The sequence below is a fragment of the Actinomadura keratinilytica genome (genome assembly GCF_039539665.1).
Classification (GTDB): domain Bacteria; phylum Actinomycetota; class Actinomycetes; order Streptosporangiales; family Streptosporangiaceae; genus Spirillospora; species Spirillospora keratinilytica.
In genome coordinates, this window is record NZ_BAABDO010000076.1 from 1 (window position 1) to 18,969 (window position 18,969).

The 18,969-nt window shown below is 74.2% G+C and carries 20 protein-coding genes; 13 read left to right on the forward strand and 7 right to left on the reverse strand.

Features of this window, described 5'->3' with window-relative positions; all coding sequences use genetic code 11:
- Positions 1–109: 109 nt before the first annotated feature.
- Complete coding sequence (locus ABD879_RS21760; protein ID WP_345023368.1) at positions 110–979, reverse strand: hypothetical protein; 870 nt, start codon at positions 977–979, stop codon at positions 110–112.
- Between the two features lie 149 nt (positions 980–1,128).
- On the opposite strand from ABD879_RS21760, the gene ABD879_RS21765 reads away from it, so the two are divergent.
- Together ABD879_RS21765 and hemW are read left to right on the forward strand one after the other, a co-directional pair.
- The gene (locus ABD879_RS21765) at positions 1,129–1,569 is read left to right on the forward strand and encodes an antitoxin YezG family protein (protein ID WP_345023369.1); all 441 of its coding nucleotides are present in this window, start codon (positions 1,129–1,131) and stop codon (positions 1,567–1,569) included.
- A 47-nt stretch (positions 1,570–1,616) separates the two neighbouring features.
- A complete protein-coding gene (hemW, locus tag ABD879_RS21770) occupies positions 1,617–2,825 on the forward strand; it encodes a radical SAM family heme chaperone HemW (RefSeq protein WP_345023370.1) in 1,209 nt (402 codons plus the stop codon).
- Between the two features lie 74 nt (positions 2,826–2,899).
- On the opposite strand, the gene ABD879_RS21775 is transcribed toward hemW, so the two are convergent.
- Both ABD879_RS21775 and ABD879_RS21780 read right to left on the reverse strand, forming a co-directional pair.
- The gene (locus tag ABD879_RS21775) at positions 2,900–3,472 is read right to left on the reverse strand and encodes a DUF4870 domain-containing protein (protein ID WP_345023371.1); all 573 of its coding nucleotides are present in this window, start codon (positions 3,470–3,472) and stop codon (positions 2,900–2,902) included.
- A 108-nt stretch (positions 3,473–3,580) separates the two neighbouring features.
- Positions 3,581–4,399 (reverse strand): DUF3097 domain-containing protein, encoded by an 819-nt coding sequence (locus ABD879_RS21780; protein ID WP_345023373.1) that lies wholly within the window; start codon positions 4,397–4,399, stop codon positions 3,581–3,583.
- A 220-nt stretch (positions 4,400–4,619) separates the two neighbouring features.
- Here ABD879_RS21780 and hrcA point away from each other — a divergent pair, with 220 nt between their 5' ends.
- From hrcA to ABD879_RS21795, 3 genes are read left to right on the forward strand one after another with little or no spacing between them, the layout of a single operon-like run.
- Positions 4,620–5,636, forward strand: coding sequence for a heat-inducible transcriptional repressor HrcA (gene hrcA, locus ABD879_RS21785; protein WP_345023374.1), 1,017 nt, complete (start codon positions 4,620–4,622; stop codon positions 5,634–5,636).
- A complete protein-coding gene (gene dnaJ / locus ABD879_RS21790; RefSeq protein ID WP_345023375.1) occupies positions 5,637–6,770 on the forward strand; it encodes a molecular chaperone DnaJ in 1,134 nt (377 codons plus the stop codon).
- A 45-nt stretch (positions 6,771–6,815) separates the two neighbouring features.
- A complete protein-coding gene (locus ABD879_RS21795) occupies positions 6,816–7,547 on the forward strand; it encodes a 16S rRNA (uracil(1498)-N(3))-methyltransferase (RefSeq protein WP_345023376.1) in 732 nt (243 codons plus the stop codon).
- 146 nt (positions 7,548–7,693) lie between these two features.
- On the opposite strand, the gene ABD879_RS21800 is transcribed toward ABD879_RS21795, so the two are convergent.
- Positions 7,694–8,347: a hypothetical protein gene (locus tag ABD879_RS21800; protein WP_345023378.1), complete on the reverse strand. Its 654-nt coding sequence runs from the start codon at positions 8,345–8,347 to the stop codon at positions 7,694–7,696.
- Between the two features lie 226 nt (positions 8,348–8,573).
- The gene (locus ABD879_RS21805; protein WP_345023407.1) at positions 8,574–9,116 is read right to left on the reverse strand and encodes a SigE family RNA polymerase sigma factor; all 543 of its coding nucleotides are present in this window, start codon (positions 9,114–9,116) and stop codon (positions 8,574–8,576) included.
- 370 nt (positions 9,117–9,486) lie between these two features.
- Between ABD879_RS21805 and ABD879_RS21810 the strand changes: the two genes are divergently transcribed.
- From ABD879_RS21810 to ABD879_RS21825, 4 genes are all read left to right on the forward strand, one after another.
- Positions 9,487–9,831 (forward strand): histidine triad nucleotide-binding protein, encoded by a 345-nt coding sequence (locus ABD879_RS21810; RefSeq protein WP_345023379.1) that lies wholly within the window; start codon positions 9,487–9,489, stop codon positions 9,829–9,831.
- A 171-nt stretch (positions 9,832–10,002) separates the two neighbouring features.
- The gene (locus tag ABD879_RS21815; protein WP_345023380.1) at positions 10,003–11,055 is read left to right on the forward strand and encodes a PhoH family protein; all 1,053 of its coding nucleotides are present in this window, start codon (positions 10,003–10,005) and stop codon (positions 11,053–11,055) included.
- A complete protein-coding gene (gene ybeY, locus ABD879_RS21820; protein WP_345023382.1) occupies positions 11,056–11,535 on the forward strand; it encodes an rRNA maturation RNase YbeY in 480 nt (159 codons plus the stop codon).
- Positions 11,536–11,641: 106 nt separating this feature from the next.
- Positions 11,642–12,952 carry a hemolysin family protein gene (locus tag ABD879_RS21825; protein ID WP_345023383.1) on the forward strand — a complete coding sequence of 437 codons (1,311 nt, stop codon included), beginning with the start codon at positions 11,642–11,644 and terminating at the stop codon, positions 12,950–12,952.
- A gap of 49 nt (positions 12,953–13,001) precedes the next feature.
- Here ABD879_RS21825 and ABD879_RS21830 read toward each other — a convergent pair whose 3' ends face one another.
- The gene (locus ABD879_RS21830; protein ID WP_345023384.1) at positions 13,002–13,343 is read right to left on the reverse strand and encodes a cytidine/deoxycytidylate deaminase family protein; all 342 of its coding nucleotides are present in this window, start codon (positions 13,341–13,343) and stop codon (positions 13,002–13,004) included.
- 61 nt (positions 13,344–13,404) lie between these two features.
- On the opposite strand from ABD879_RS21830, the gene era reads away from it, so the two are divergent.
- Positions 13,405–14,409: a GTPase Era gene (gene era / locus ABD879_RS21835; protein ID WP_425549647.1), complete on the forward strand. Its 1,005-nt coding sequence runs from the start codon at positions 13,405–13,407 to the stop codon at positions 14,407–14,409.
- 39 nt (positions 14,410–14,448) lie between these two features.
- Here the strand turns inward: era and ABD879_RS21840 are convergent, their stop codons facing one another.
- Entirely contained in the window at positions 14,449–15,435 is a 987-nt protein-coding gene (locus ABD879_RS21840) for a hypothetical protein (RefSeq protein WP_345023385.1), read from the reverse strand.
- 102 nt (positions 15,436–15,537) lie between these two features.
- Here ABD879_RS21840 and ABD879_RS21845 point away from each other — a divergent pair, with 102 nt between their 5' ends.
- From ABD879_RS21845 to leuA, 3 genes are all read left to right on the forward strand, one after another.
- Positions 15,538–16,149 (forward strand): zinc-ribbon domain-containing protein, encoded by a 612-nt coding sequence (locus ABD879_RS21845; RefSeq protein ID WP_345023386.1) that lies wholly within the window; start codon positions 15,538–15,540, stop codon positions 16,147–16,149.
- 5 nt (positions 16,150–16,154) lie between these two features.
- Entirely contained in the window at positions 16,155–16,943 is a 789-nt protein-coding gene (gene ddaH / locus ABD879_RS21850) for a dimethylargininase (protein WP_345023387.1), read from the forward strand.
- Positions 16,944–17,163: 220 nt separating this feature from the next.
- On the forward strand, positions 17,164–18,897 hold the full coding sequence (gene leuA / locus ABD879_RS21855; protein WP_345023388.1) for a 2-isopropylmalate synthase: 1,734 nt from the start codon (positions 17,164–17,166) through the stop codon (positions 18,895–18,897).
- Positions 18,898–18,969: the final 72 nt, after the last annotated feature.

Consider the following 18,969-nt stretch of genomic DNA (forward strand, 5'->3'; position numbering starts at 1 on the left):
CGCCCGCGGGCCGCCACCGGAACCGCCCGGGCCGCCTTACGGCAGGCGCGGCGCCCGGCCGAGCCGCCGCCGCCGGGCGGCGTCGGCCGGGTCGGCGGCGTGGGCCGGGTCAGCGGTGGCGGAGGTCGGCGAGCGGGTCGCGAAGGGCGGCGGCGGTGAACCGTTCGGCCGCCCCTTCGGGCGGGTAGAGCGTCACGCCCAGCGCGGGCAGGACGTGCAGGCCGCCTCTGGTCACCACCTCGTGGCCGAGGTCGCGGAACAGCGTGATGACGTCGCGGGCGGGTTCGTCCAGCAGGTCGATGCCGTCGAGCCGGACGCGCAGCTCGGGGTTGCCGCCCCAGCCCGGGCGGCGCCCGCCGTGGATCTCGCCGATCCGCTCCGCGCCGTCGGGGCCGCGCCAGGTCGACAGCGAGAGGCTGCCGCGGCCCACCCGCACGGTGCGCGTGCCCTCCCAGCCGCACACGAACGAGGCGACCGGCGCAGGGGTGCGGCAGCGCTCGGCCACGGCGGTCAGCGTGGTCCAGGCGTCCTGCGCGAGGGTGGTGAACAGCAGGCTGGCGTCCGGCAGCAGGGCGCCGCGTCCCGGCTCCAGCGTCACCACGAACGGCGGCACCCGCCCCGGGAAGCGCGCGGGGTCGGGTTCGCGCAGCGTGACCAGGCCCTCCCAGGCGACCGGCTCGTCCACCGCGAACCAGGTGATCTCGCTCTCGACGCCCAGTTCGGCGAACGTGCGGTCGGTCAGCGCCTCCTCGACGCGGCGGCGCAGCGCCTCCGCCGCCTCGGCCAGCCGGCGCGCCCACCACGCGGGTTCGGGGTCGTCGCGGCCGTCCTCGCTCCACAGGACGCCCGGGCCGCCCAGGTCGGCGTGCCGCTCCGTCCCGTCCTCGTCGACGACCACCGAGCGCCATCCGGCGGGCTCCCCCTGCAGCAGCACCCGGGCCGGCACCCGGCCGTACCCCGCCGCCCTTTCGTTGCGCACGTGGCCGACTCTATCCGCGCTGATCACCACCCCGGACGCGCATGCCGCAGGCCGGCGACACGGTCATGATCCAGGAGCGGGCGGGGGCGGGTCGGTAGGGTCGGGGGACCGGCCGCCAGGCGGCGTGGGACGACAAGGGAGGATGCGCCGTGACCCACTCCGAGCAGGTGCTGTTGTCCCCGGAGGAGCGGGAGACGGTGAACGGGGCGGTGCGGGCGCTGCGGTCGGCGGCCCCCGACGGGTGGGAGCACATGGAGTTCGTGTTCCGCGCCGCCGTCGGCATCGACAGTTCCGCTCTGCAGGTCGTCGACGCCGACGGCGACATCCGCCCCACCACGGTGCCCGGGCAGGCCAGCGACAAGATGGACGACCTGCGGCGGCTGATGTACCGCGAGGGCAGGGGCGCGTGGTTCACCGCGCGCCTGCGGGTGGAGCGGTCCGGGCGGTTCAGCGCCGAGTTCGACTACGACGGCGAACCCGACTTCAACCCGCCGCTGACCGCCGACACCTACGCGGTGGACCTGGAGCGCTTCCCCCGCTCCCGGGAGCACATGCCCGACTGGCTGCGCGACAGGCTCGCCGGGCGGTGACCCCGGGGGCGGTCACGGCATGAGGCGGGCGGCGGCACACTGGAGGGGTGCCCGCTACCCTGCCCGATGGTGACCCCGTACCCGCCGACGGCGCGCTCCCCGCGCGCGCCCTGGAGGGGCTGGGGACGCGGCCGTTCGCCTTCTACGTGCACGTGCCGTTCTGCGTGACGCGGTGCGGCTACTGCGACTTCAACACCTACACCGCCGGTGAACTCGGCCCGGGGGCGAGCCGCGACTCCTACGCGGACACGGCGATCGCCGAGGTCCGCATGGCGCGCCGCGTGCTCGGCGACGCGGACCTGCCCGTGGCGACCGTCTTCGTGGGCGGGGGCACGCCGACGCTGCTGGCGCCGGACGACCTGGGCCGCGTCCTGGCCGCCATCGACGCCGAGTTCGGGCTGGCCCCGGACGCCGAGGTCACCACCGAGGCCAACCCCGAGTCGGTGGACGAGGCGTACCTGGGCAAGCTCCGCGAGGCCGGGTTCACGCGCGTGTCCTACGGCATGCAGAGCGCCCGCGAGCACGTGCTGGCCGTGCTGGACCGCACCCACACGCCCGGCCGCGTGCCGCAGGTCGTGGACTGGGCGCGCGGCGCGGGCTTCGAGCACGTCAACCTGGACCTCATCTACGGCACGCCGGGGGAGAGCCACGACGACTGGCGGGCGTCCCTGGAGGCGGCGCTGGCCGCGGGGCCCGACCACGTCTCGGCCTACGCGCTCATCGTCGAGGAGGGCACCCGCCTGGCCGCGCAGGTGCGGCGCGGGGAGCTGCGGCAGCCGGACGACGACGCCATGGCCGACCGCTATCTCATCGCGGACGAGCTGCTGAGCGCCCACGGCCTGCACTGGTACGAGATCTCCAACTGGGCGGCGGCCCCCGACGCCCGCTGCCGCCACAACATGCTCTACTGGACGGGCGCCGACTGGTGGGGCGTGGGACCCGGCGCGCACAGCCACGTGGGCGGCACCCGCTGGTGGAACGTCAAGCACCCCGCCGCCTACGCGGCGCGGCTGGCCGAGGGCGTCACCCCCGCGCACGCACGCGAGGTCCTGGACGACGCCGACCGCCGCGTCGAGCGCATCATGCTCGAGCTGCGGCTGGCCGACGGCTGCCCCGCCGGGCTGCTGGACGACGGGGCCGTCCGCCGCATGATCGACGACGGGCTGATCGAGCCGGAGCCCTACCGGCGCGGCCGCGCGGTGCTGACCCTGCGCGGCCGGCTGCTCGCCGACGCCGTCGTCCGCGACCTGATCTGACGCCTCGCCCCGAACCGGGTGCCGGACGCGCCGGGGCGGCCCGGCGGCCGGCCCGGCCCGGCGCGGTGCGCGCGTCAGCGGATCATGGGCCAGGCCATGAACGAGGGGAAGCGGTAGTACTCGCCGCGGTTCCCGGCGACCGCCGCCATGATCAGCAGCACGATCTCCGCGATGAACTGCGCGAAGAACGTGAGGAAGCCGATGAGCAGGAACATCAGCACGATGTTGATGACCAGGTAGACGGCCTGGGTGAGCGCGAAGTTCAGGCCCTGGGCGCCGTGGTGCCGCAGGAACGGCGACTCGTCCTTCTTGATCAGGTAGACCAGCAGCGGCGCGATGAAGCCGAGCAGGAGCTGGCCCAGATGGCCCAGCAGCGCCCACGTCCGCTCGTCCGCGGTGATCTGCCCGGGGCCGTACCCGGGGGCGCCGTACGGCTGCATCTGGCCGCCGTAGGAGCCGTACGCGGGCGCCTGCCCGTAGGCGCCGTATCCCGGCTGACCGTACCCGGGGGGCTGCTCGTACCCGTAGCCGGGCTGCTGCCCGTAGCCCTGGGGGTCGTGACCGGGCTGTGGCTGCTGCCCGTAACCCGGCTGCTGCCCGTGGTTGGGCGGGTCGTATCCCGGCTGGCCGGGGTGCCCGTGCGTCATGGCCTGCTCCTCGTGGTCGCCTGCGGTGAGGGCTGCGGGGCTGGGACAAGAGGTCGGGAGGGATGGGGACACGGTGCCCGCCGGGGCCGCGGCACGGCCCGGAGGGCGCTAGGAGGCCGTCACGAAGTCGATGATCTCTTCGACGCGCCCGAGCAGCTCGGGTTCCAGGTCGGTGTAGGAGTTCACGGAGCCGAGGATGCGCCGCCATCCCTCGCTCACGTCGTCCCCCCAACCCAGAGCAGCGAGCACGCCTTCCTTCCAAGGTACGCCGCGGGGGACGTCCGGCCACGCCCTTATTCCGACGGCGCGGGGCTTGACGGCCTGCCAGATGTCGACGAACGGGTGGCCGGTCACCAGGACGTGGGGGGAGCGCACCTGCGCGGCGATCCGGCTCTCCTTGGACCCCTCCACCAGGTGGTCGACGAGCACGCCCAGGCGGCGCTGCGGGCCGGGCGCGAACTCCGCCACGATGGCGGGCAGGTCGTCCACGCCCTCCAGGTACTCCACGACCACGCCCTCCACCCGCAGGTCGTGGCCCCAGATCTTCTCCACCAGCTCGGCGTCGTGCACGCCCTCCACGTAGATGCGGCTCTCCCGGGCCACCCGCGCGCGCAGGCCGCTCACCGCGATCGACCCGGAGGCCGAGCGCGCCGGGGCCCGCCGCGGCTCCGGGCCGGGCCTGACGAGCGTGACGGGCCTGCCGTCCAGCAGGAACCCCGCCTTGGTCAACGGGAACACCCGGCGCCTGCCGAACCGGTCCTCCAGCGTCACGCCGAACTTGTCGCAGCCGACCACGGCGCCGCAGAAGCCGCTGTCGGGGTCCTCCACCACCAGGTCGCGTTCGGCCGGGATCTCGGGCACGCCGCCCTTCCGCGGCCGCCGCCAGTCGCCCGCCAGGACGTCGTTTCCGTAGTCCTTACTCCGCACGGATCCGCACATTAACCGCCCCGAACGCCGCGGCACCGGCGGCGCACGTCCATCGGCGTGGCGCGCCCCCGGGCGGCCGCGACCGGCCACCGGCGCGGCTCCGGAGGCGCCCCGGGCCGTTTCCGTCCGCGCCAGGCACTCCAGCCTGCGCCCGCCGGGCCGTACACTTGGCACTCGGAAGTATGGAGTGCCAGTACGGGGGCAGGGAGGAGGTGACCACGTGCTCGACGACCGGAAGCTGGCGGTCCTGCGCGCCATCGTCGAGGACTACGTCTCCACCAACGAGCCGGTGGGGTCGAAGTCGCTGGCCGACCGGCACAACCTCGGCGTGTCCCCGGCGACGATCCGCAACGACATGGCCGTGCTGGAGGAGCAGGGGTACATCACCCAGCCCCACACCAGCGCGGGGCGGGTGCCCACCGACAAGGGCTACCGGCTGTTCGTCGACCGGCTGTCCACGATCAAGCCGCTGTCGGCGGCCGAGCGGCGCGCCATCGAGACGTTCCTCAGCGGCGCCTACGACCTCGACGACGTGGTCGGCCGGACGGTGCGGCTGCTGGCCCAGCTGACCCGCCAGGTCGCCGTGGTGCAGTACCCGTCGCTGACCCGTTCGACGGTGCGGCACGTGGAGCTGGTCCCGGTGGCCTCGCACCGGCTGCTGCTGGTCCTGATCACCAACACCGGCCGGGTCGAGCAGCGGGTCATCGAGACACCGCGCGAGGTCTCCGAGGAGACCGTCGGGCACCTGCGGGCGTTGCTCAACACCTGTCTGGACGGCTGCGGGCTCGGCGAGGTGCCGAACGCCGTGGCCGACCTTCCGGAGAAGGTGGCGGCGGACGACCGGCCGGTCGCCGCGGCGGTACTGTCGGTGCTGCTGGAGACGCTGGTCGAAAAGCACGACGAGAAGATCGTGTTCGCCGGCGCCGCCAACCTGGCGGCCGTGGACTTCTCGCAGAGCCTGCGCGAGGTCCTGGAGGCCCTGGAGGAGCAGGTGGTGCTGATGCGCCTGCTCGGCGAGGTCGGCGACTCCTCGTCTTCTGTTACCGTGCGGATCGGCACGGAGAACCCCGACGAGGGGCTGCGCTTCACCTCGGTGGTCGCGGCCGACTACGGCGTCGGGGACAGGACGCTGGCCCGGCTCGGAGTGCTCGGGCCGACACGCATGGACTACCCCAGCACGATGGGAGCGGTACGGGCAGTGGCACGCTACGTTGGACAGATCCTGGCGGGGTCGTAAGTGGCCAACGACTACTACGCGACCTTGGGGGTCCGCCGCGACGCGAGCCCGGACGAGATCAAGAAGGCGTACCGGCGGCTCGCCCGCGAGCTGCATCCGGACGTCAACCCCGATCCGGAGACCCAGGAGCGGTTCAAGGAGATCACCCAGGCGTACGAGGTGCTCTCCGATCCCAAGAAGCGCGAGATGTACGACCTGGGCGCGGATCCGTTCGCCCCGGGCGGGGGCGCGGGCGGGGCCGGGCCGTTCGGCGGCGCCGGCTTCCCGTTCAGCGACATCATGGACGCCTTCTTCGGCACGGCGACCTCGCGCGGCCCGCGCACCCGCGCCCGGCGCGGCCGCAACGCCACGCTGCGCGTCGAGCTGGACCTGGCCGAGACCGCCTTCGGCACCACGCGCGAGCTGACGATCGACACCGCCGTGGTGTGCACCACCTGCGAGGGGTCGGGCTGCGCGCCCGGCACCCACCCGGAGACCTGCGACACCTGCATGGGCCGCGGCGAGGTGCAGCAGGTGCAGCGCTCGTTCCTCGGCCAGGTGATGACCTCGCGGCCGTGCCCGCGCTGCAACGGCTTCGGCAGCGTGATCCGCACCCCGTGCCCGGAGTGCTCGGGCGACGGCCGGGTCCGCACCCGCCGCACCGTCAAGGTCAAGATCCCGGCGGGCGTGGAGAACGGCATCCACATCCAGCTGGCCGGGGAGGGCGAGGTCGGCCCGGGCGGCGGCCCGCCCGGCGACCTGTTCCTGGAGATCGTCGAGAAGCAGCACCCGATCTTCGAGCGGGAGGGCGACGACCTGCACTGCACCGTGCAGATCCCGATGACCGCGGCGGCCCTCGGCACCAGCGTGACCATCGACACGCTGGACGGCGCCGAGGAGGTCGACATCAAGCCGGGCACGCAGTCCGGCCACGTCATCACCCTCTACGGGCGGGGCGTGCGGCACCTGAACGAGAGCGGCCGCGGCGACCTGCTCATCCACGTCAACGTGGAGACGCCGGCCAAGCTCGACGACGAGCAGGAGGCGCTGCTGCGCCGCCTGGCCGAGCTGCGCGGCGAGGAGCGCCCGCCCGGCAAGTTCGCCCCCGGCCAGCGCAGCGTGTTCTCGCGGCTGCGCGACGTGTTCAACCAGTAGCCCGGGGCATCCCCCCGATACGGCGACCAGTCAGAACGGGAACCTGTGTCTCCGCCGGTCTTCTTGGCCGAGTCCTCCGCGCTGGAGGGCGACCGCGTGCTGCTCGACGGGCCGGAAGGCCGGCATGCGGCCACCGTGCGCCGGCTGCGGCCCGGCGAGCGCGTCGACCTCACCGACGGCGCCGGGCTGCTGGCCGAATGCGTGGTGGCCGCGGCCGGCCGCGCGTCGCTGACCCTGGACGTGCTCGCCCGGCACCGCCACGAGCGCCCCCGGCCGCGCCTGGTGGTCGTCCAGGCGCTGCCCAAGGGCGAGCGGGGCGAGCTGGCCGTGGAGACGATGACCGAGGCGGGCGTGGACGAGATCGTCCCGTGGGCGGCGGCCCGCTGCGTGACGCAGTGGCGCCCGGACCGGCGCGACAAGGCCCTGGGACGCTGGCGCACCGCCGCCCGGGAGGCCGCCAAGCAGGCCCGCCGCAGCTGGCTGCCGGAGGTGCCGCCGCTGGCCGCCACCGCCGACGTCGAGGCCCGGATCGCCGCCGCGGCCTGCGCCGTCGTCCTGCACGAGGAGGCCGGCGAGCCGCTCAGCGCGCTGCGGCCGCCCCGCAGCGGCGACATCGTGGTGGTCGTCGGCCCGGAGGGCGGCATCGCCCCCGAGGAGCTCGACCGGTTCGCCGCCGCCGGGGCGCGTCCGGTCCGCCTGGGCCCGACCGTCCTGCGCACCTCCACCGCGGGCGTGGCGGCCGCGGCGGTCCTGTTCGCCGCGACCGGCCGCTGGTAGGCCGCCCGCCAGACCGCACGCACCGGCGCACGGCACGGGCGTGCGTTTCGAGGGCATGCGGAAGTCGAGGGCATGCGGAAGCCGATCCCGGGCTGGAGGGATCGCGGGGTGTGGGATTGTGCGCGCCGGCTCGGTGACCCGTCAGATCACTCTGGGGCCACGGCGGGCGCGTCCGTGGAGGCGGGGGCGGGCTCGCTCGATGTCGGCGCCTCGGGCTGCTGGGAAGGCTCGCTGGAAGGCGTCGTCGGCGTCTCGGGCGGCTGCTCGGTGGGCGGGGTCGGCGTGGTCGGCGGGGTGCTGCACGGACCGCTCGCCGGCGGGGCGGGGGAGCCCGCGGACGCGCCGTCCGTGGTGGTGTCGTCGGGAGCACACCCTGGGGAGCCACTGGCGGTCGACGGGGTGACGGTGACGGACGCCGAAGGGTCGTCGCCGGGAGCGCTGCCGTAGGAGTCGGGGGTGCGGGTGCCGGGCTGTGCACCGGGAGCGCCCGGGACCGTCCCCTCCAGCGAGCCCTGCCCGTGACCGTCGGAGGAGCCGTTGCCGCCGGCGGTCGACGACAGGAACCCCAGCGTCTGCGGCGCCGAGACGCCGAGCCCGGCGATCGCCACGGCGGCCGCGACCGCCAGCAGCGGACGCACCCAGTTGGCGGTGAACCAGTCCCAGGAGAACCGGCGCCGCCGCCGCTCCTCGATGCGCCGGCGGATCTGCTCCAGGCCGTCGGCCGCGGGGGTGACCTTCTCCGCCTCCGCGTTGAGCGCACGGCGGAGGATCTCGCCGTACTCGTCGTGGGGGTCGGTCATGTCACATCCGGGGCGAAGGGAGCGGCCCGCAGGCCGGCGGAGGCCCCGTCCTCCTTTCGATTGCTCGGTCGCGAGGACGGCCCGCAGGCGCGCGACGGCGGCTGGGGTACCGCCGCCCCGCGCGGGGGGTCGCCCCTCAGACGCGCGCCCCGGACGGCCGGCGGCGCGGCAGAGCCGCCCCTCGGCCGTCCGGGGGGCCCGGGCGGCCTCAGGTGCTGGGTGGAAGTCACGAGAACTGCTCCAGGACGTTGCGCAGCGCGGCCATCCCGCGGGCCGTGTGGCTCTTGACGGCGCCGCGGCTGATGCCCATCGCGCTGGCGATCTCCGCTTCGGACAGGTCGGCGTAGTAGCGCAGCACCAGGGCCTCCCGCTGGCGGGCGGGCAGCCGGTGCAGCGCCTCGATCACCGCACTGCGTTCGAGCTCGCCGATCGCGCCCGCCTCCGCACTGGGCGCGTCCGGGAGCCCCTTGGGGGCGTACTTCTCCACCACAGCGCGGTGCCGCAGCACCGACCGCGACCGGTTGACCACCGACTGGCGCAGGTAGGACAGGGCCTTGTCGGGGTCGCGCAGGCGCCGCCAGCCACCGTGCATGGCGACGAAGGCGTCCTGGACGACCTCCTCGGCCGTCCCGGCGTCGCGGACCAGCATCGCCGCGAGCCGTACCAGCGAACGGTAGTTGGCGCTGTACAGGGCGGTGAGCGCCTGATCGGCATCCCAGGCGACGGCCACCGCCCCCGCCGTGCCCCTGGCCACGAGGGTCTCGGTCACGTCTGTGGGACGCGCGCCCTCGTCGTCCGGTTTACGAAAGGGCATGTTCCTGCCAACCTCGGTCACCTATCCGCCGCCTGTGCCGTCCCCCGGCCATCCGTTCGGATGAGCGCCTTCGGGACGGCGTGCATGGCGAACCCGACCGGCCGAAAGGCGGGGAGGCGCAGGGGTTTCGGACCGGGGGGTACGCCAGGGTTGCCACCTTAATCCAGCGGGCCGGTGGAATGCGGCCGATCCGTGATCGGGCGATCGGCGTGCCCCGGTGCGGCGCGGGGCGTCCGCGGCCGCCGGGGCGGCGCCGCGCGCCGGGAGCCCGGTGGGAGCCCGGTGGGGCTCGGTAGGATTCGGGCACGATCGCGGAGGGAGACCGATGACCGACTGCCTGTTCTGCAAGATCGTTTCGGGGGACGTGCCCGCCAAGGTCGTCCGCGAGTCGGCGCGCACCGTGGCGTTCCGCGACATCAACCCGCAGGCCCCCACGCACGTGCTGGTGATTCCCCGCGACCACCACCAGAACGTGGCCGAGCTGGCCGCCGCCGACGCCGACCTGGCCGCCGAGGTGCTGCGCGAGGCGCACCAGGTGGCCGTGGCCGAGGGCGTGGCCGAGGAGGGCTACCGGGTGGTGTTCAACACCGGCCCCCAGGCGGGCCAGACGGTCTTCCACGTGCACGCGCACGTCCTCGGCGGGCGCGGGCTGAACTGGCCGCCCGGCTGACGGGCGCGGCGCCGCCGTTTCGCCGGCGCCGCCGTTTTCCCGGCGGCGCCGCGGGTAGCCACCGAAAATACGGCGGCGTCATGTCGCGCGGGGCCAGTACCATGGATGGCGACATACGCGGAAACCCGGTAGCGCAGAAGGCAGGTCGAAAGAGGCCGCAAGGCCCGGCTGATGGTCGATTCAACTCACCTGGAGCGCGACGACCGCGCCGCGCGCTCCCAGATCAAGATCGTGGTGCCGGACGACCACTCCATGGTGAGCCTGCTGGGCTCCCGGGACGAGTTGCTCCACGTCGTCGAGCGCGCGTTCCACAGCGACATCCACGTCCGGGGCAACGAGATCACCGTGACCGGGGCGGAGGCGGAGACCGAGCTGGTCTCCCGCCTGTTCGCCGAGCTCATCGAGCTGCTCAAGGGCGGTACGCCGCTCACCCCCGACGCCGTGGAGCGCAGCCTGGCGATGTTGCGGAACCAGACCGACGAGCGCCCCGCCGAGGTGCTCACCCTGGACGTGCTGTCCAGCCGGGGCCGGACCATCCGCCCCAAGACCCTCAACCAGAAGCGGTACGTCGACGCGATCGACAAGCACACGATCGTGTTCGGCATCGGCCCCGCGGGCACCGGCAAGACCTACCTGGCGATGGCCAAGGCGGTCCGGGCCCTGCAGGACAAGCAGGTCAACCGGATCATCCTGACCCGCCCGGCGGTGGAGGCGGGCGAGCGCCTGGGATTCCTGCCCGGCACGCTCTACGAGAAGATCGACCCGTACCTGCGCCCGCTGTACGACGCGCTGCACGACATGGTGGACCCCGACTCCATCCCCAAGCTGATGGGCGCGGGCACCATCGAGGTCGCCCCCCTGGGGTACATGCGCGGCCGCACCCTCAACGACTCGTTCATCATCCTCGACGAGGCGCAGAACACCACGCCCGAGCAGATGAAGATGTTCCTGACCCGCCTGGGCTTCGGGTCCAAGGTGGTGGTCACCGGCGACGTCACCCAGGTCGACCTGCCCAGCGGGCAGCAGAGCGGGCTGCGCGTCGTCCAGGAGATCCTCGAGGGCGTCGACGACATCCACTTCTGCCGCCTCACCAGCCACGACGTCGTCCGGCACAAGCTGGTCACCGACATCGTCAACGCCTACAACCGCTACGACGAGTCGCGGGTGCCGGAGATCAAGCAGGGTGCGGCGGGGCGCGGTTCGCCCCGCAAGCGGGGGCGCTAGATGAGCATCGAGGTGCTGAACGAGTCCGGCGTGCAGGTCGACGAGGCCGACCTGGTGGCGCTGGCCCGGCACGTGCTGGACGGCATGCGGGTGCACCCCCTGGCCGAGCTGTCGGTGCTGCTGGTCGACGAGGCCGCCATGAGCGAGCTGCACGAGAAGTGGATGGGCGAGCCGGGCCCCACCGACGTGCTGGCCTTCCCGATGGACGAGCTGCGCCCCGGGTCGATGTCCGGCGGCACCGACGACGATGAGGAACCCGACCCCGGGCTGCTGGGCGACGTCGTCCTGTGCCCGGCGGTCGCCGAGCGGCAGGCCGCGCAGGCGGGCCACAGCACCGAGGACGAGCTGCGGCTGCTGTGCACGCACGGCATCCTGCACCTGCTCGGATACGACCACGCCGAGCCCGAGGAGCACAAGGAGATGTTCGGGCTGCAGGCCGAGCTGCTGAAGTCCTGGCGGGACAAACGCGCGGAGCGATGACCACGGGCGGGCGCCCGGCGCTCCGGGCAGGCGGCAGAGGCGGGCCGGGGGCCGGCGCCCCCGCCGCGCCGCGGCCGCCGCACCGTGCGGTGAGCGGAGCGGGGCGATGAACACTGCGCAGGGGTGGCTGCTCGGCCTGGCGGCCGGGCTGGTGGTCCTGGCCGGACTGCTGGCCGGCACCGAGGCGGCGCTGGCCCGGGTGTCGCGGGTGCGGGTCGAGGAGCTGCTGCGGGAGGGGCGGCGCGGGGCCCGGCGGCTGGCCGAGGTGGTCGCCGACCCGGCGCGGTACGTCAACATGGTCCTGCTGCTGCGGATCAGCTGCGAGCTGGTGGCGACCGTGCTGGTCGCCGACCTGTGCATCGCATGGCTGGACGAGACCTGGCGGGCCTACGTGGTGGCCGCCGCCATCATGATCGTGGTGAGCTATGTGGCGGTCGGGGTGGGCCCGCGCACGCTGGGCCTGCAGCACGCCGACCGGATCGCGCTGGCCGGGGCGGCGGTGATCCACCCGGTGACGCGGGTGCTCGGGCCGCTGCCGCGGCTGCTGATCCGGCTGGGCAACGCGCTGACGCCGGGCCGCGGGTTCCGCGAGGGCCCGTTCGCCTCCGAGGCCGAGCTGCGCGACCTGGTCGATCTGGCCGAGCAGCGCAGCCTGATCGAGCCGGGCGAGCGGCAGATGATCCACTCGGTGTTCGAGCTGGGCGACACGCTGGTGCGCGAGGTCATGGTGCCGCGCACCGACATCGTGTTCATCGAGCGCGGCAAGACGCTGCGGCAGGCGATGTCGCTGGCGCTGCGCAGCGGCTTCTCCCGCATCCCGGTGGTGGGGGAGAACGAGGACGACGTCGTCGGCATCGCCTATCTGAAGGACGTGGTGCGCCGCGTCCACGAGAATCCCGGCGGGGAGACCACCGAGAAGGTGTCCTCGGTGATGCGCCCGGCCACCTACGTGCCCGACAGCAAGCCCATCGACGAGCTGCTGCGCGAGATGCAGGCCCGGCAGATCCACCTGGCGATCGTGATCGACGAGTACGGCGGCACCGCCGGGCTGGTCACCATCGAGGACATCCTGGAGGAGATCGTCGGGGAGATCGCCGACGAGTACGACGTCGAGGCGCCCCGGGTGGAGTGGCTGGACGACGACACCGCCCGGGTCACCGCCCGGCTGCCCGTGGAGGACCTGGCCGAGCTGTTCGGCGTGGAGATCGACGTGGAGGAGGTCGAGACCGTCGGCGGGCTGCTGGCGCACGCGCTGGGCCGCGTGCCCATCGAGGGCGCCACGGCCGGGGTGGCGGGGCTGACGCTGCGCGCCGAGAGCATCGCCGGGCGGCGCAACCGGATCGGGACGGTGCTGGTGCGGCGGGACCGCGCCGAGTCCCAGGAGGAGGCCGCCGAACGCGCCGAGTCGACGACCTGAGGCCCCGGGCGGGCCGAGGCCCCAGGGGGGCCGAAGGGGGGCGGCGGGGTCAGCCGGGCTGGACGGTGCCGCGCAGGGTGCCGTCGAACGCCGCGATCAGCACCGGGGCCTTGGCGCCGAGGTCGCGGACGGCGGCGAGGTCGGCGTCGCGGACGGTGTCGTCGGCGGTGACCAGCGCGGCCGCCTCCAGGTCGTCGGCGCCGCTGGACACGGCCATGGCCACGGCCGCCTGCAGGGCCGACAGCTTCAGCGACGGCAGGTCGACGGTGCAGGCCGCGTAGGTGCGGCCGGTGTCGTCGCGGACGGCCGCGCCCTCGGCGGCGCCGGTGCGGGCCCGGGTGGACCGCGCCAACGTGATGATCTTGCTGTCCTCGGCGCTCAGTTCGCTCACGGTGCCCAGCCTAGAGCGCCGTCCCCGGTCCCCGGGGCGCGGGTCGGGGCGCCCCCGCCGCATGGCGCCGCGTCCTGGGCGCCCGCCCGCGTGGGGGACAATTGACGGCGTGAGAGCTGACAGGGTGACAACGCCGGGCGGCCCCGAGGGGACGGCGGCCGAGCGGGGAGCGGCGTTCAGATCCGGGTTCGCCTGCTTCGTGGGGCGGCCCAACGTGGGGAAGTCGACGCTGATGAACGCCCTGGTCGGCACCAAGGTCGCCATCACCAGCGACCGTCCGCAGACCACCCGCCGGGCGATCCGCGGCATCGTGCACCGGCCCGACGCCCAGCTGGTGATCGTGGACACCCCCGGCCTGCACAAGCCGCGCACCCTGCTGGGGGAGCGGCTGGACAGCCTGGTGCGCTCCACGCTGACCGAGGTCGACGTCATCGGGTTCTGCGTGCCCGCCGACCAGCCGATCGGGCCCGGCGACCGGTTCATCGCCCGCGAGCTGGCCAACGTCAAGCGCACGCCCGTCGTCGCGATCGTCACCAAGACCGACCTCGCCGACCCCGAGACGATCGCCCGGCAGCTGCTGGCCGTGCAGGAGCTCGGCGACTTCGCCGAGATCGTCCCGTGCTCGGCCGACCGCGGCTTCCAGGTGGACCTGGTCGCCGACCTGCTGATCTCCCGCCTGCCCGAGGGCGTGGCGCTGTACCCCGAGGGCGACCTGACCGACGAGCCCGAGCAGGTGCTGGTCGCCGAGCTCGTCCGCGAGGCCGCGCTGGAGGGCGTGCGCGACGAGCTGCCGCACTCCATCGCCGTGGTGGTGGAGGAGATGGCGCCCCGCGAGGGCCGCGACGACCTGGTCGACGTGTACGCGCACCTGTACGTCGAGCGGCCGAGCCAGAAGGGCATCATCATCGGCCACAAGGGCGCGCGGCTGAAGGAGGTCGGCGCCCGCGCCCGCCGCCAGATCGAGGCCCTGCTGGGCACCAAGGTCTACCTCGACCTGCGGGTCAAGGTCGCCAAGGACTGGCAGCGCGACCCCAAGCAGCTGCGCCGCCTGGGCTTCTACGACTGAGCCGGGGCGTCCCCCGGGCCGCCGCGCCCGGGCCACCGGTCACGGCGGCGACCACGTCGCGGACTTGCCGGACTCGCCCTCCGCGCCGCCGGCCCCGTCCGCGCCGTCACGCGCCTTCTCCGCCGCACGGGGCTCCTCCGCGTCACGGGCCTTCTCCGCGGTGCCGGGCTCCTCGGCCTTGTCGAGGCTCGGCCTGCCGCCGGGCTGCTTCGGCTCGGCGTCCCGGTTCCGCAGGGGCTCCTGCGGGGCGGCGGCCCGCGGCGGTTCGGCCGGCGGCTGCTCGGAGGCGGGCGGCCGGGCGTCGTACCACCGGGGCTGCTCGGGCTCCGCGGGCTGCGGTGGCTCGGCCGGATCGGGCCGCGCGGCGGGTCGCGACGAGCTCACCCGGGCGACCACGGGGCGGGCGAGGCCGAACCCCAGCACCAGCAGGGACGCCGCCACCGCCAGGTACCAGCCGTAGGCGGGGACGATCTCGTAGCCGAAGGGCGTGTCGGAGCCGACGAGCCGGTCGCTCGTCTCGTCCAGGCGGACCAGGAAGATGCCGGACGTGACCAGGGCCATCCCGCCGGGGACGGCGGTGAGCGAGGAGACGCGCGGGTCGTCCGCGATCAGGCCCCAGAACGCCATGCCCAGCGCGACCAGGGCCAGGACGGGGATCGCCGCGATCATCCCGTCGGCGTCCAGGCCCGTCGCCGACCCCAGCTCGCGCGTGATCGTCGTGCCGAAGGCCCGCAGCACCATCCGCGCCGCCGCCCACGGCAGGAACGCCGACACCAGCAGCGCGGCCGCCGCGACCAGCACCCCGACGTTCCACAGCGTCCCCGCCCAGAACGGGGTGCGGGGCGCGGGCGGCTCGATGGACGGGACCAGAGGCTGGGCCGGCGGCACGAGCGCCTGCCCGAGCCGCGGGTGGCCGGACGGCGGCAGGAAGTCCGGCCGCCCCACCCCCGGAACGGACCGTTCCACGGCGGACCGGCCGTCCGTCCGCCGCGCGGGGTCCCCTTCGTGTTCAAGGTCACCGCTCACGAACCCAGCGTAAGGGGCGGCACCGCGTCGCCCCCGGACGGGCATGGCAGTCGGCGGACATCGGTACGTTGGAGGGGCACCCCGAACGGGAGGAGAGGCCCGGTGTTGCTGATTTTCGGCCTGTCGGTGTTCTTCCGCACGGTCGGCGAGGGCACCTTCCACTGCCCGCGCTGCGGCGGCGACCGGGCCTACCGGCGGCGGATCGGCCGGCGCTGGTTCACGCTGTTCTTCCTGCCGGTGATCCCGCTCGGCCGGGTCGGGGAGGTCGTCGAGTGCCGCACCTGCCGGACCCGGTTCGCCCCGTCGGCGCTGCGCGCGCCCACCGCGCAGCAGATGGCCGCCGCGCTCCCGGCGGGCATGCGCGCCGCGGCCGGGCTGGTGCTGCGGGCGGGCGACCCCTCCGACGGCGCGGCCCGCGCACGGGCGATCGAGGCCGTCACCGGGTACGGGGACGCCCACTACGACGACGCGGCGATCGAGGCCGACCTGCGGCTGCGGCCGGAGTTCCTGGAGGAGGAGGTCTCCCGGGCCGGCGGGCAGCTGGCGATCGAGGCCAAGGAGTGGTTCCTGGCGCAGGCCGTCCGCATCGGGCTCGCCGACGGCCCGCTCACCGACCGGGAGCGGCAGGCCCTGCACCACGTCGCGCACCTGCTGGGCATGTCCCGGGCGCACGCCCTCGGCGTGATCGTCACCACCGAGGGCGCGTCCAGGTGACCCCGGTGCGGCCGGGCACGGCCCTGGTGCGCGCGCCGGGCCCGCGGCTGGCCGAGGGCATCGTCACGCATGTGCGGCGGCGGCCCGTGGACGTCGACCTCGCGGCGCGCCAGCACGCCGAGTACGTGGCGGCGCTGGCGGACGCGGGCTGGCGGGTGCGCGAGGTCGAACCGTCCGACGCCCACCCCGACGCGGTGTTCGTCGAGGACACCGTCGTGGTGTGCGGCGACCTGGCCGTGCTGTGCCGGTCCGGGGCTCCGCGGCGGCGCGGCGAGACGCTCGGGACCGAGAAGGCCGTGCGCGACCTCGGCCTGCGGGTGGCCCGCATCGAGGCGCCGGCCACCCTGGACGGCGGCGACGTGCTGCAGGCGGGCGGCACCGTCTACGTGGGCCGCAGCGGACGCACCAACGAGGAGGGCGTCTGCGAGCTGGCCCGGCTGCTCGGGGCGCGCCGGGTGGTGCCCGTCGCCGTCGACGGCCGCCTGCACCTGAAGTCGGCGATGACGGCGCTGCCCGACGGGTCGCTGATCGGCCTGCCGCAGCACGTCGACACCTCGGTGCTGCCGGGGCTGCGGGTGGCGCCCGAACCCGCCGGCGCGCACGTGGCGGTGCTCGGCCCCGACCACGTGCTGCTGGCCGCCTCCGCGCCGCGCACCGCCGCCCGCCTGGCCGCCGACGGCTGGCGCGTCACCCGCGTCGACATCAGCGAGTTCGAGGCCCTGGAAGGCTGCGTCACCTGCCTGTCCGTGCTGATCCCCGAGTCCGTCCCGCAGGACCGGCCGGCCGGCCCGTGACGGCGCGTCGCGGCGCGGCCCGGCGAGTCTCAGATGGCGGACGCGGTTTCCGTTACCCGGATGAGATCTGTTAGCTTGGCATCCGTGCTCCGCGGACTGCTTCTCCTTAGCGGCCGCAGCGGGGGCCTGTAGGAAAGGTCGGCTCCCTCGCTGCGGGGCTTTGACGTGAGCGTCGGCCGCTAGGACCGTTTCCAGAGCACACAAGAGGGCTCCTCCACAGATGAACGCACAGAAGCCGTCCGGCATGCCCGTGCACCGCTACCGGCCGTTCGCCCCGGTGGACCTGCCGGACCGCACCTGGCCGAACAAGACGATCACCCGGGCGCCGCGGTGGCTGTCCACCGACCTGCGCGACGGCAACCAGGCCCTGATCGACCCGATGGACGGGCACCGCAAGCTGAAGATGTTCGAGCTGCTGGTGCGGATGGGCTACAAGGAGATCGAGGTCGGCTTCCCCTCCGCCAGCCAGACCGACTTCGACTTCGTCCGCCGGCTGATCGAGGAGGACCGGATCCCCGACGACGTGCGGATCTCGGTGCTGACCCAGGCGCGCGAGGAGCTGATCGAGCGCACCGCGCAGTCCCTGGCGGGGGCCGAGCGCGCCACCATCCACCTGTACAACGCCACCGCGCCGCTGTTCCGCCGCGTGGTGTTCGGCATCGGCCGCGACGAGTGCAAGGCCCTGGCGGTCGAGGGCACGCGGCAGGTCATGAAGTACGCCGGGCAGTACCTGGGCGACTGCGACTTCGGCTACGAGTACTCGCCGGAGATCTTCATCGACACCGAGCTGGACTTCGCCCTGGAGGTCTGCGAGGCCGTCATGGACGTCTGGGAGCCCGGCCCGGACCGCGAGATCATCCTGAACCTGCCGTCCACCATCGAGCGCTCCACGCCCAACGTGTACGCCGACCAGATCGAGTGGATGAGCCGCAACCTGTCGCGGCGCGAGCACGTGTGCCTGTCGGTGCACCCGCACAACGACCGCGGCACCGGCGTGGCGGCGGCCGAGCTGGCGGTCATGGCCGGGGCCGACCGGGTGGAGGGCTGCCTGTTCGGCAACGGCGAGCGCACCGGCAACGTGTGCCTGGTCACGCTGGGCATGAACCTGTTCTCCCAGGGCGTCGACCCGCAGATCGACTTCTCCGACATCGACGAGATCCGCCGCACCGTCGAGTACTGCAACCAGCTGCCGGTGCACGAGCGGCACCCGTACGCCGGCGACCTGGTCTACACCTCCTTCTCCGGCTCCCACCAGGACGCGATCAAGAAGGGGTTCGCGGCGCTGGAGGCCGACGCCGCCGAGGCGGGCGTGCCGGTGGACGAGTTCCGCTGGGAGCTGCCGTACCTGCCGATCGACCCCAAGGACGTGGGCCGCACCTACGAGGCGGTCATCCGCGTCAACAGCCAGTCCGGCAAGGGCGGCGTGGCGTACGTGATGAAGCACGAGCACTCGCTGGACCTGCCGCGGCGCCTGCAGATCGAGTTCTCCCGGGTGGTGCAGCGGCACACCGACGCCGAGGGCGGCGAGGTCACCCCCGAGCGGATGTGGGAGATCTTCGAGGCCGAGTTCCTGGCCAACGGGCCGCGGGTCGGGCTGCTGGCCCACCGCGCGGTCTCCCGGGTGGACGAGAAGGACGTGCTGAGCTGCGACGTCCGCATCGACGGGGAGATCCGCGAGATCGAGGGCGTCGGCAACGGCCCGGTGTCGGCGTTCGAGGCGGCGCTGGCCACCGTCGGCGTGCGGGTCCGGGTGCTGGACTACGCCGAGCACGCGATGAGCGCCGGCGGCGACGCCCGCGCCGCCGCCTACGTCGAGTGCGACGTGGACGGCACGGTGGTGTGGGGCGTCGGCATCGACGGCAACATCGTCACCGCCTCGCTCAAGGCCATCCTGTCCGCGGTCAACCGCGTGGCCCGCGCCGCCGCAGAGGCGGACGCCGCAGGCGGGCGCTGAGACGGGCCCCGGGGGCCTGGCGGGGCGGCGCGGCACCCGTCAGGCCCCCGGGTGCGCCATGCCCGCGCACCC